The sequence below is a fragment of the Paenibacillus sp. FW104-T2 genome (assembly GCF_058789975.1).
Genome location: NZ_JBYTCE010000045.1, coordinates 1 through 12,138, shown reverse-complemented (window position 1 = coordinate 12,138; position 12,138 = coordinate 1). Strand labels below are relative to the sequence as shown.

Sequence of the window (12,138 nt, the reverse complement as noted above, 5' to 3'; positions counted from 1 at the left end):
GTGGCGGAATGGCAGACGCGCTCGACTCAAAATCGAGTGGGAAACCGTGGAGGTTCGAGTCCTCTCGCCGGTATAACGTATAACCCTGTGGATTGCTTAGACAATTCACAGGGTTATTTTTATTACTTTAGTTCTCGCAATTGATGAATAGTCCAATATATGAGGTTGACGTATAAATAAATTAAATATATTGTAGATAAATAAAGTCTTCGATATGGAGCCATTGTGATATTGGCTAAACAGTGTTGAGATACTTTTGTTGGTTAAAAAGATAAGATCCTTTCTGGTGAACTTTTTATTTTATTACATAGAACGGAGTGGAATGAAATGCTTGAGCAAAAAGTGTCTGAGGAGAACAATTCAGTTAATTATTCGGAACTATTATTTGATCTATCGATCTGGGAAGAGGCTTGGAAGCAGCGGCAGAGGAATCCAAGATATAAGAAAAAGAGTGCGCCATTCGAAACGGAAGAAGCATTCGAACGCTGGGCACGAGACTATCATTATCAATCCTTCACAGAAGAAGGTAAGAAGCGTTCCGAGCGTATCATGAGCTGGATTGAGAATCAAGGCGTGGACTTTAGTGAGTTATCCATTTTGGACATTGGAGCGGCTTCAGGCATCTTTACTATTCCTTTTGCAGAAAAGGGGGCAACTGTCACTGCAGTCGAACCTTCTGAACTGCTTGTTTCTTTGATGAAAGAGACAATCCCGAATACATTAGAATCTAAAATCGAGATTGTCTCTGAACGGTTTGAAGAAATATCGATTCAGGAGAAAGGTTGGGAACAGAAATATGATTTTGCCTTTGCTTCCATGTGCCCCGCAATGTCTGATTGGGAAACCGTTGAACAGGCAATTCAAAGTGCACGCAAATACGTTTATATCAGTGCTATGGCCGGCCCGAGAGTGCATACGTTAATAGACGAATTTAAAGAGGTACTTCATGTTAATCCGCCTTACCGTTCGGGAGATATGGGATACATACAACAGCTGCTATTCTTGAAGGGTTACGCGTATACGTCGTTAATTACTAATGAAGTCAACACCATTGAGATGCCTGTTCAGCAAGTTGTAGATCATCTACAGGAATGGCTAAACACCTATGGATTGCCTACGGACACAGACTCACTATACAGGGTTGAGCACTATATCCGAAGTGCCTATCCAGATGGCATGGTTAACTTCCTACGTGGCGGCAGGTTCGGAAAAATACTAATTCAGCTGGACCAACAGAATATGAAGATTGTTCGTAAGAAAGAAGCTAAGCAATAAAATAAGAAATAAACCATGCGCGAATCATTAAAAGGAGCAGACCTTCTGCTCCTTTTTCATTCGTTATTACAAACCATTATTTTATGGAAGAGCGAAGAGGCTTCTGTCTACGTTTCCGGTACTGACCTGGAGTGATTCCCTCCCATTTTCGAAATGAACGGATAAAGTTTTGCGGGTTGTTGTAACGTAGCCGAGCAGCAATATCCTTAATGGTTAGCTCGGTTTCATCCAACCACTTTCGGGCCATCTTGAACCGATACTGTGACAAATATTCACTGAATGCGTAGCCTGTTTCTTTGCTGAACACAGTACTCAAATAGCTCGCGTTATAATGGAGCCTACAAGCACACTCTTCGAGTGTCAGATCGGTATCGTATTCCTGATGAATGATGGCAATCATTCTTTCCGAGATCTGCTGATGCTGTGCATACTGCCTTTCTCTGAAAATGCCAATAACCGGTCTAATGATGCGGTAAATAAACCATTGCTCAATATCGACAGCCGTTTGCAGAGTGAGCAGTTCGTTGATCATTGGGCTGTGCCCTGAAGAGATCTGTCCAAGTCGTATACCCGATTCCTGCATCATTTGTAATATGTGCATCAATAATCGAGTTAAAGCAACCTGGTATTCTTCCTCGGTCCATTCCATATGATACACACGCTGGAGCAACTGTTGTAATAGTACGGAAGCTTCTGCCTCATCTGCAGATTGAATCGATTGCATAAGACGATATTCGAGGGACTCAGGGTAAGGTAGCGTCCACAAGGAAGAGTAAATTGAGGCTTCCTCATTTTGTTTGACGCTAGCTCCTGATATGGTCTGCTGCTGCAAAAGCTTCATGGCTTCAATATAAGCCAGGTGTATTTCTGAAAAGGAAGAGTATGGTTGACTGAAACGGATATTCAGCTGAAGATTCAAAACTTCACTCACTCGATGATGCAGCAGCTCAGTTATTTCGTAAAATTCATTTGAAAATACAGAGTTGTCCATTTTGATAGAACCTATTACGGTTACTACAGTCTGTTCCACAATGAGCGGAAGGAGTTGTCGATCCTTATCGATGGATTCCTCCACTATATTCTGAACGGCAAATAACAGGAGATCGAGATCGTGATGATCATATTTCGTTTGACTTGCTAAATCGATCTGTAGGGTCAATACGGCTATTTGTTGCCACTCGATAAGGTGATCTTTGTAGCCTAGTTCGCTCAAGTTTTGGTGCAGCATGCCGGGCGTGCACTTACCTTGAAGCATATTTATCATATACTGAGTGCGTGTCTGCAAAACGTATTGATTTAATTTATACTCCATCTGGGATCGAGAAGCTGAAAGCTGGGTAATATGGGTTTTGATCTGCTCGAATTCATCTTGAGATGGTAAAAAGGATTGTTGCAGTTTCTGATTTGATAAAACTCTGTCAGTAATTCCTAGCTGCGATAGCAGGTTCCGTATGGGGATATGCAAACGCCTTGAACCTAACCATACCATTAATATGGAGAGTAGAAGGAGTATTACGCCGACAGACAAGGTATACAGTCCAATCTCAACATACTCTTGGGATAGGGCATTCATGGGTGTAATTAAAATATAAGTCCATCCCTTTAACGGTGTCTTAGCGAAGGTTAAGGAATATTCCGTATCAGCAAATCGAACCTCGTGGTATTCCTTTGAAGCAGCAGACGTGTTCGGAGAGAGCAATTCGCTCATGTCCATTTTAGATTCACTATCTTCTATGTTCATTGCCGATAATGGTTGTCCAATATACATAGGATCGGGGTGAACAAGAATGCGCTGTTCGCGGTTCACAATAATCAATTCTGAAGCAGACATATCCATGTCAACAGATTCAGATACAATAGAATGATGCAATGAGCATGCAGGAATTCCACCAATTATAGCCGAGTCAGCGAGTGCATTCATAAGCGAGATGGATCTGCCGAGTACGATATGATAGTTACATCCGGACGGGAAATCCTGTTCATTATGCTTAAATACAGATGATGGAATCAGCTGCCAGCCAGAGGTCAGGGTTTTGGACAACAAATCTCGCATGGGAAGAGCCAAAGGGAAGTCCGTGTTAAGATATAACCCCGCATGATCGACCAGCCAATCCTGACCCTCGTTAACTAGCGTAATATCCATTAAGGGCTCCCAGGATCGCATATGTTGAAATTCGGATTGAAGCTGGTTTGCTGTCGTTAATGTACCTGGAAGTGTGGCTGAAAGGGACTGAAGTGTAATAGGAGAGCGAGTCGCCTGATCCAGCATATAACTGACGGTGTTAAGCTTATGCTCGACGCTCGTCTGCATGTATAAAAGAAGTTGTTTATTCGTTTGCATGCGATGCAGCTCCGTTTGATTCATGGAATACAGAATTGCCGCTATTCCGGCCAGCAGAATAGGCAAGGTACTGAGCAGAATGCCAAACAAGATCATTTTATGAAGATAACTGATGGACCGCACAGCCCCCACTCCTAACTTAAGAATTAGGATCAATACTGCTTCTATTTTAGTAAACGCTTACATTAATAACAACATAAATTTGTTTATATGGATAAAAAAGTATTTACGTTTCGGGTCAACCGTACATCATTCGGGGGAAACGAATTCCTTTTGTAAACGTACATAAGGCTTAAGGGCAGATCATATCAATGGCGCTTGCAAGCTCAGATGAGGTTAAAGACTCTCAAGTCGGATAAGGGGATATGAAGCATCCCAATCTCAAGCTCATTGTAAGTCGACAGAGGTCTGATGCAAGGACAGACGGAGGTCCCACACGATCCCCGACCTGAGTCTAGGATGAAAAACCGTCCGCGGTCTGTTTTGAAAAGTCCCCGTTTCCCCTAGAATAAAGACATAAGGTTGAACAAGAAACAACAAACACAAACGAGCAAATAAACAAATCAAAATACAAACCGAAAGGGTGGTGAAAAAATTATGAGATGGAATAAGGGAAATGGCTGGGCGATTGTTCTGATTGCGCTGGGAGCTCTCATCCTTTTCGGAAAGTTAACTCCGCTTCTTGGACACCTGATGGGGTATCTGATTCCGATTCTGATGATTGCACTTGGTTACTACGGGGTTAAACGAGGAAATGTAATGCTGGGCTGGATCGTCTTGATCATCGGTATCTTGTCACTGATGGGTAAACTGGCTTGGTTGATCGGACCAATCATCGCCATCGGATTAATCATCTTCGGTGTCTCGATGCTCAGCAACAATCGCAGTCGTCATGGCCGCTACTAAATGATCACGATCTTGAAAAGGAGGACAGAACATAATGAGTGTATTTCGTCGAATGCGGGATATTACCGTAGCTACATTAAATGAACATCTGGAGCAAAGTCAGGATCCAGTCAAACTGATTGATCAGTTTCTGGTCTCGACCCGCCAAGACATTGGCGAAGCCGAGAAGCTTCGTCATCAATATGCAAGCCATACTAGACAGATGAAGCAGCAAGCCGACCAGGCAGCAAGTATGGTGCACAAACGTGAAGAGCAGGCTTCAATGGCTCTGAAAGCAGGAGAAGAGCATCTTGCGAAACTTGCCCTGCAGGAGAAAATTCTCCATGAAGAAAAGATGGAACAATACAATGAACTGTATGCCCAGAGCAATGCAGCATTACAGGAACTTGATGAACAGATTGACCAGCTGAAAGTGGAGTATCAGAATGTGTACAGCAAACGTCAATATTACTACGCTCGTATGCAAACCATTCAATTGCAGCAACGAATGAATCAAAGAGGTCACTACAATAATCAGAATGTACCTCGAATGTTCAATCGCCTGGACGACCAAGTCTCTGATCTTGAATATGAGGCACAGAGTCTGAGAGACATTCGCCGCATGAGCCAGGATGGTTCAGGAACAGCAGGCAGCATGTCCTCCTCTACCTTGGATAAAGAGCTTGAGCGCCTGAAGCAGAAGCTGAACAATGAAAGGAAGGAGTAGTCACATGAATAGATTATACCGCTCGACGCGTAACCGAAGGCTGACAGGTTTGATCGGCGGCATCTCTGAGAATCTTGGTTTTAGTTCGATGCTGCTGCGTCTCATCTTCTTCATCAGTATTTTCGCTACGGGGGGTACATCATTGCTGATCTACTTCATCGCTGCATTAGTGGTGCCGAAGGAACCCTATCCTGCAGATCCATACGGATATGATTCCGTAACAGGATATAAGTAAACGAAAGGAGTAAGCACATGAGCAAATTATACCGCTCAACGCGTGACCGGATGCTAACAGGTTTGATCGGCGGGATATCCGAATCCATCGGAATGGACTCCACGCTGCTGCGGATCATCTTCGTCATCAGTATCTTTGTAACAGGCGGCACAGCGTTGTTAATCTACTTTATCGCAGCCCTGGTGGTACCGAAAGAACCATTTCCACCTTATGACCCGTACGGTTACGGTCCAGGTCCTGGTCCCGGTCCTGGCAGAGGATACAACAGCTATGATCACGACCCGAACAGAGGACCTTTCCGGGGCAGCAATCAAGGTCACGGTGGCTTCGGTCCCGGCCCAGGTTACAATAACAGACCTAATTCGGGCCCACGTTCTTACGATAATAACAGCTATGGAGCAGGTGCACCTCAAGAGAGTGAACTGGATTCCATGATGAAAGATATTGAGAAAAAAGCATTGAAAAAAGAAGTTGAAGAGCTTCGCCAAAAATTATCTCGTTACGAGAAGGGAGAAAAGTAAAATGGGAGTATTTAAACGGATTAAGGATATGACTAAAGCGTCGGTAAACGATATGTTGGATAAAGTGGAAGACCCGATTGTAATGTTGAACCAGTATTTGCGTGACATGGAGGCAGAAATCCATGAGGCTGAAGTAACAGTAGCCAAACAAATGGCTAATGAGCGTCGCATGAAGCAGCGCCTGGACGAAGCGGAGCGTACTTCAGTACAACGCGAGTCCCAAGCTGAAGCTGCGCTTGCTAATGGACAGGAAGAAGTAGCTCGCAAATTGCTGGAAGAGAAAATCTACTTTGATCAAAAAATTACGGAGTACAGTGAACTGCACGCACAATCTGAAGCACAAGCCAAAGACTTGTTGCAACAGCTCCATGACATGAAAGACGAGTTCTACAAAATGCGTAACAAACGCAATGAGCTCGTATCCCGTGCCCAAATGGCCAAAGCCAAAAAGCAAATGTCTTCCATCAACAGCCTGCATTCAATCGAAAGTGGTAGTGCATCGCTTGGATTCCATCGTATGGAAGAGAAAATCATGCAGCTGGAAGCTGAAGCAGACGTATCCCGTGCTCCTTACCGGAACACACAATCTACGTATACCAATCCTGTAGATGTTGAAAAACAATTCAAAGTAGATCAACAACTGCAAGCCCTGAAGAACAAACTGGGCAATGGATCAAAAAATGAAACAGGCGGCACTTCTAAAGAATAACTGTTCGCTCAGCAGACAATATGATATTCTATAAATCGTGAATAAAGAACGGTTTGTAGAACAAAGGTTAAGCCATACAGGTCATTATCGCCTGGTATGGCTTTTCCAACGAATAGGGAAAATCAACTTGCAGAGGAGGTGCGGCAGAGATGAACAAAAAAGAACAATGGCTTGCATTTGCGATCATTATTATCGGTATAATCATGCTATTGAATCAGCATATTAATCTGCTGACAGCTGCCGCACTGATCCTGTTAACGATTGGAATGGTCCAGGTTCGTAAAGGAGATACGCACAAAGGTCACCGCTACTTGGCGATTGGTGGATGTCTTCTGCTGCTTGGGAACCTGATGATTGTATTTTTAATTGTACTGGCTTCACTAGCCTATTTTTATTCCAAAAACAAAAAGATGCATCTGCATGGCGATGTCATGCGCAAACAGAATTTTTTGGCCCGCTATTACTGGGACCAGGTGCCTTGGACGTTACGAAGCATGAGCTTATGGCACGCTATTGGTGAAGTCAATGCAGATCTGTCTCTCTCCATTCCGGAAGAAAAACAGACCATTGTATTGTTACAAGGGGTTATGGGAAATGTTCGTTTGACACTGCCTGAGGATTACGGAGTAGAGATTGAGGCTTCGGTCATGTTTGGACGAATTAGTCTGAATGGGGAAAAAGACAGTGGCATGATGAACAAGTTGATATGGAGAACGCCTGGCTATGAAACCAGTGAACATAAAGCAAAATTTGTTATTTCTTATATTGTTGGCGACCTAAGCATTCGTAATCCGTAATAAATCAATAAGTGAAAAAAGGAGGAGACCCGGTTGAAGACAAAACGACATACCGACATGGTAACCCGAAGTATGGGTGAAGGGATCCTCCTTGTTTTCATTGTGCTCGCTGTTATCTTATATGTGCTGTATACATATGGTTATCTTGCTCCGTTTGCTGGATGGAGGCATCTGATTCAGTCTGGCTTAGCGCTGGTTTTATTGCTAATAGGCATCGGAGCGTCTTTTGGCTTTTATCAAAGTTACCGGGTCAAACGCAGGCTTGAATTGCTGCGGGAAACCCTTCTACAATGGGAAAAGGGATCTCTATCGCGCACCGTACCCGATCTGGGAATTGACGATGTAGGCCGTTTAAGCGAACAGCTCGGGCGGATCGGGAAGAAGTGGGAAGATCAGGTTACCTCACTGCAACGATTATCGACCAACAATGCACAGCTCGCTGAGCAAGCCAGAATAACGGCAATTGTGGAAGAACGGCAGCGATTGGCACGAGAGCTGCATGATGCCGTTTCCCAGCAGTTGTTTGCCATTTCGATGACTGCCACAGCGGTTGGACGAAAGATGGAAAAGGACTTTGCACGTGCCCAGCGGCAGGTGGCGTTGATTGAGGAGATGGCTTCGGTAGCCCAATCCGAGATGCGGGCATTGCTTCTGCATTTGCGACCGGTTTATCTGGAAGGCAAACATTTAGAACAGGGCCTGAAAGATCTTGTCATGGAATTAAAAACCAAAGTACCCATGGACATTGTGCTTGAGATGGATGAAGATATCCATTTGGTCAAAGGCATTGAGAATCATCTGTTCCGAATAATTCAGGAAGCGATGTCCAATACACTGCGCCATGCCAAGGCAGAAAAAATGGAGATTCGGCTGCAGCGCCGGACCGATGCGATTCGTGTGCTTATTCGTGATGATGGTCAGGGCTTCGATCTGGATGACCAGAAGCAGGCTTCCTATGGTCTGGCCAACATGCGGGAACGTGTTACGGAGATCGGGGGAGCCATTCAATTTGTAACGGCACCAGGCAAGGGAACACGAATTGAGATAACGATACCTTTGATGAGCGATGAAAGTGAGGAAGAACATGTCAATGGAACCGGAAGTAGAAACGGAGACGGAAACGTCGATCAAAGTGTTGCTCGTGGATGACCATGAAATGGTACGGATCGGCCTCGCGGCCGTGCTCGATACGGAGGACGGGATCGAGGTTGTGGGTGAAGCGGGAAGTGGTGAGGAAGGCATTCGACTGGCACAGGAATATAAGCCGGACGTTGTTCTGATGGATCTAGTCATGGAAGGTATGGACGGGATCGAGGCTACCCGGCAGCTGCTCAAAATGTATCCGGAATGCAAAGTCATTGTGCTAACCAGTTACCTGGATGATGAAAAAATGTATCCTGTTATTGAGGCAGGCGCCTTCAGCTATCTGTTAAAGACATCAAGAGCCAATGAAGTGGCAGATGCCATTCGTGCTGCGGCACGTGGACAATCGGTTCTGGAATCGCAGGTGGCCTCCAAAATGATGAATCGATTCCGACAGCCTCAGGCAGCAGCCCCGGCTCATGAGGAGCTTACTGACCGGGAGATGGATGTGCTTCGTTTACTCGCGAAGGGCAAGTCCAATCAGGATATAGCCGATGATCTGATTATCGGTATCAAAACAGTCAAGTTCCATGTAACGAATATCCTGGCCAAACTTGGTGTGGACGACCGGACACAGGCAGCCATCTATGCCTATAAAAATGGTCTAGCAGAGTAAGAAGACTGTAATGTGAGCGACTTTAATTAGCATTATTCATTGAACAAGTAAATGTACTTAACGAATTTGAATAGCATAGATAGGCAAGTGGAAAGGTCTGCTCTACCATGCACATGGTGGAACGGGCCTTTTTTGTGATGTCCAAGAAGTTTAGCAAATGGGGAAAGGGGGCATGCTGTTGATAGATTCATAGAACGAAAGAGAGAGCGGAGGATAACCATGTTAAATCGTTGGATGTCTGCAGGTATAGTGGCTTTGGCACTTATTATTGTTATAGGTATGACGACGGCGTATGCAGAGAGAAACGAGTCAGAAGGTGAGAAATTGGAACAGTTGATACATACTTCGAACGCAGCAATGGATCAGATGGAACGCATGATTATCAAATGGCAGGGACAAGGGACAGGGAGTGCAGAGGAACAAGCAGCACGCTTGTCGGAGCAATTGGGACTGCCGCGACCGGTTTTGGGAAGCCAGACAGGTCATGATGTATATCGCAGTGAGATTCAGGCTGAAGGAAGTCGTGCAGGCATATTGGTAAATGCCGTCGTGACAGGAGAGAACGGATACTATGTTATTGTACAGTTGGCGGGTAATCGTTCCACTGAATTAAGCGAGCTCGTTTCTTTGCATGAACAGGTAGATCAGCTGCTTGCAAATTCTGAGGTGGAAGCAACATGGAACCTTGCCGTTCAGGGCACAGGAACAACCGATGTATCGGTTAGCAATCATTTAGAAGAGACAGAGGCTAAGCTGTCTGGCCGGCTGGGTATGCATGCAGCTGAGCGTTATACGGATGACAACACAGCAAGCGTGTCCTACAGTGTCCCTGAGCTTCCGACTGCCATCCAGAGTGGCTCGGATATTCTGAACATGCAGATTGCTGTACATCAGGACCACGATAAGGGAAGTAATCGTATTACGTTAGGTTTTCCCGTAATCACTATAGAATATTGAAATAATATTAGGTGAATTTATAGGCTTGATCATGAATATTTATAGATGAATTTTCAGAGAAATGTTTGGAGGAATAAGGGTTCCTTTATCAGGAAAATTAGTGCAACCCTTCAGGCAATATGCTAAAATGGCATCACATCCAAGAGGAAGCTACTGGTAATTGTCGGTTGTATGTTGTGCATATATAACACCATTACATAGCTCGGGAAGAGCAGAGAAAGAGTCTTCCCGGAAGGAAGAGGAGCCCATGGTCGAAAAACAAATGCGAGATGAAGTGCAGACGCCAGGCGCAGTATTTTTCATTTTTGGAGCAACGGGTGATTTGGCCCGCCGGAAGCTGTTTCCGGCAATCTATAGTCTTTACCGCGAAGGCAAGCTAGCCGAAGACTTTGCGGTTATTGGTGTAGCCAGACGTCCGAGGACACCAGAACAATTCCGGGAAGACATTCATGAATCCATTAAAGAGTTCTGCCGCTATCCGGCAGGTGACCCTGATGAGTGGAATGCGTTTGTCGAACATTTTGAGTATAAATCTCTTGATATTAATAACGTGGATGGCTTCAGAGAGTTACGGGATCAAACAGAAGGTCTGGAAGAGAAGTTTAACACGCCAGGCAACCGGCTGTTTTATCTGGCACTGGCTCCAGAGCTGTTCGGCAGTGTTTCTTATAGTTTACGTGATGGCGGAATGCTGGAGAGCCGAGGCTGGAACCGGCTTGTCATTGAGAAGCCGTTCGGGTATGATCTGCAGTCTGCCGAGCAGTTGAATGAGCAGATCCGCGAGGTGTTCCGTGAAGAGGAAATCTATCGGATTGACCATTATCTGGGCAAGGAAATGGTGCAGAATATTGAAGTGATTCGCTTTGGTAATGCATTTTTTGAGCCGCTCTGGAATAACAAACATATTGCGAATGTTCAAATCACGCTTGGTGAGACCGTTGGTGTGGAGGAACGTGGGGGTTACTACGATCATTCCGGTGCCCTGCGGGATATGGGGCAGAATCATATGCTTCAGATGCTGACAATGATTGCCATGGAGCCGCCAAGCCGTCTATTTCCTGAGGATATTCGGGATGAGAAGGTTAAGGTGCTGCGTTCCTTGCGACCATTTACGTCCGATGAAGAAGTGAGCAATAACGTTGTCCGTGGACAGTATACGGAAGGGGAGTACCGTGGAAAACAGCTTCCGGGATATCGGCAGGAGGACAAGGTTGATCCGGAGTCGAATACCGAGACTTATTTTGCTGCGCGTGTATTCGTGGATAACTTCCGCTGGGCGGGTGTACCTTTTTACATTCGGACAGGCAAACGTCTGCCGGTGAAAACGACCGAGATTGTGGTTGAATTCAAGTCCATGCCGAACAATGTATATCTGGGCAAAAAATATAAACTGGAACCGAATCTGCTCGTCATTCGGGTGAATCCGATGGAAGGCATCTATATTAAAATCAATGCCAAGAAACCGGGCTCGGACTCCGAAATTCAGCCGCTCGCAATGGACTTCTGTCAGAGCTGTATGATCGGAATCAACTCGCCAGAAGCATACGAGCGTCTGCTGCATGATGCAGCAGAAGGGGATTCCACGTACTTCACCCGCTGGGATGAAGTGGCGACGGCATGGTCTTTTGTCGACCGTATTGCTTCCGCATGGGCTGGAAATCATGGAGAACTGCATACGTATCCTGCAGGTACATGGGGACCGGAAGCGACAGGGAAGCTGCTGGAGCAGGATGGTTTCCACTGGTGGCCGGTGAATGGGCAGGACGAAGACAGTGTTATTTGGCAAGTGAACAACTAATCCAGTTAAATCAGGTGTAAAGAAGCCTTGGATAGGACGTGATTGCGCGTTCTTCCGGGCTTTTTTTGCATAGGAGAGAGAAAAGAATAATAAGGAAATAAATAAATAAAAATAAGTTGTTGACAAAAAGTAAG

At 45.2% G+C, this 12,138-nt stretch carries 12 protein-coding genes; 11 read left to right on the top strand and 1 reads right to left on the bottom strand.

The features are described 5' to 3' along the window. Positions 1–327: 327 nt before the first annotated feature. A complete protein-coding gene (locus tag AC3WQ3_RS28515) occupies positions 328–1,275 on the top strand; it encodes a class I SAM-dependent methyltransferase (protein ID WP_492474361.1) in 948 nt (315 codons plus the stop codon). 76 nt (positions 1,276–1,351) lie between these two features. Here AC3WQ3_RS28515 and AC3WQ3_RS28510 read toward each other — a convergent pair whose 3' ends face one another. Continuing rightward, the gene (locus tag AC3WQ3_RS28510) at positions 1,352–3,739 is read right to left on the bottom strand and encodes a helix-turn-helix domain-containing protein (RefSeq protein ID WP_492474360.1); all 2,388 of its coding nucleotides are present in this window, start codon (positions 3,737–3,739) and stop codon (positions 1,352–1,354) included. A gap of 474 nt (positions 3,740–4,213) precedes the next feature. Here AC3WQ3_RS28510 and AC3WQ3_RS28505 point away from each other — a divergent pair, with 474 nt between their 5' ends. From AC3WQ3_RS28505 to zwf, 10 genes are all read left to right on the top strand, one after another. Further along, positions 4,214–4,522 carry a LiaF transmembrane domain-containing protein gene (locus AC3WQ3_RS28505; protein ID WP_336783114.1) on the top strand — a complete coding sequence of 103 codons (309 nt, stop codon included), beginning with the start codon at positions 4,214–4,216 and terminating at the stop codon, positions 4,520–4,522. A gap of 34 nt (positions 4,523–4,556) precedes the next feature. Further along, positions 4,557–5,228 (top strand): PspA/IM30 family protein, encoded by a 672-nt coding sequence (locus AC3WQ3_RS28500; RefSeq protein WP_110756943.1) that lies wholly within the window; start codon positions 4,557–4,559, stop codon positions 5,226–5,228. 4 nt (positions 5,229–5,232) lie between these two features. Further along, positions 5,233–5,463 carry a PspC domain-containing protein gene (locus AC3WQ3_RS28495; protein WP_095292218.1) on the top strand — a complete coding sequence of 77 codons (231 nt, stop codon included), beginning with the start codon at positions 5,233–5,235 and terminating at the stop codon, positions 5,461–5,463. 17 nt (positions 5,464–5,480) lie between these two features. Next, positions 5,481–5,984 carry a PspC domain-containing protein gene (locus AC3WQ3_RS28490; RefSeq protein WP_492474359.1) on the top strand — a complete coding sequence of 168 codons (504 nt, stop codon included), beginning with the start codon at positions 5,481–5,483 and terminating at the stop codon, positions 5,982–5,984. A gap of 1 nt (position 5,985) precedes the next feature. Continuing rightward, complete coding sequence (locus AC3WQ3_RS28485; protein ID WP_095292215.1) at positions 5,986–6,693, top strand: PspA/IM30 family protein; 708 nt, start codon at positions 5,986–5,988, stop codon at positions 6,691–6,693. Positions 6,694–6,842: 149 nt separating this feature from the next. Further along, entirely contained in the window at positions 6,843–7,490 is a 648-nt protein-coding gene (gene liaF, locus AC3WQ3_RS28480; RefSeq protein ID WP_127538880.1) for a cell wall-active antibiotics response protein LiaF, read from the top strand. A gap of 33 nt (positions 7,491–7,523) precedes the next feature. Then, a complete protein-coding gene (locus AC3WQ3_RS28475) occupies positions 7,524–8,639 on the top strand; it encodes a sensor histidine kinase (protein ID WP_153979925.1) in 1,116 nt (371 codons plus the stop codon). Then, a complete protein-coding gene (locus tag AC3WQ3_RS28470) occupies positions 8,581–9,249 on the top strand; it encodes a response regulator transcription factor (RefSeq protein ID WP_095292211.1) in 669 nt (222 codons plus the stop codon). The genes AC3WQ3_RS28475 and AC3WQ3_RS28470 overlap by 59 nt, the downstream gene beginning before the upstream one ends. 219 nt (positions 9,250–9,468) lie before the next feature. After that, entirely contained in the window at positions 9,469–10,206 is a 738-nt protein-coding gene (locus AC3WQ3_RS28465; RefSeq protein ID WP_492474358.1) for a YwmB family TATA-box binding protein, read from the top strand. A 247-nt stretch (positions 10,207–10,453) separates the two neighbouring features. Continuing rightward, positions 10,454–12,004, top strand: a complete 1,551-nt coding sequence (zwf, locus tag AC3WQ3_RS28460; RefSeq protein ID WP_492474357.1) for a glucose-6-phosphate dehydrogenase — start codon at positions 10,454–10,456, stop codon at positions 12,002–12,004. Positions 12,005–12,138 lie beyond the last annotated feature (134 nt).

Excerpts from the sequence above, each read along its gene's own strand:
- AC3WQ3_RS28485 (WP_095292215.1), top strand. The coding sequence starts at position 5,986 with ATGGGAGTATTTAAACGGATTAAGGATATGACTAAAGCGTCGGTAAAC.
- AC3WQ3_RS28465 (WP_492474358.1), top strand. The coding sequence starts at position 9,469 with ATGTTAAATCGTTGGATGTCTGCAGGTATAGTGGCTTTGGCACTTATT.
- zwf (WP_492474357.1), top strand. The coding sequence starts at position 10,454 with ATGGTCGAAAAACAAATGCGAGATGAAGTGCAGACGCCAGGCGCAGTA.
- AC3WQ3_RS28470 (WP_095292211.1), top strand. The coding sequence starts at position 8,581 with ATGGAACCGGAAGTAGAAACGGAGACGGAAACGTCGATCAAAGTGTTG.
- AC3WQ3_RS28495 (WP_095292218.1), top strand. The coding sequence starts at position 5,233 with ATGAATAGATTATACCGCTCGACGCGTAACCGAAGGCTGACAGGTTTG.
- liaF (WP_127538880.1), top strand. The coding sequence starts at position 6,843 with ATGAACAAAAAAGAACAATGGCTTGCATTTGCGATCATTATTATCGGT.
- AC3WQ3_RS28500 (WP_110756943.1), top strand. The coding sequence starts at position 4,557 with ATGAGTGTATTTCGTCGAATGCGGGATATTACCGTAGCTACATTAAAT.
- AC3WQ3_RS28515 (WP_492474361.1), top strand. The coding sequence starts at position 328 with ATGCTTGAGCAAAAAGTGTCTGAGGAGAACAATTCAGTTAATTATTCG.
- AC3WQ3_RS28505 (WP_336783114.1), top strand. The coding sequence starts at position 4,214 with ATGAGATGGAATAAGGGAAATGGCTGGGCGATTGTTCTGATTGCGCTG.
- AC3WQ3_RS28490 (WP_492474359.1), top strand. The coding sequence starts at position 5,481 with ATGAGCAAATTATACCGCTCAACGCGTGACCGGATGCTAACAGGTTTG.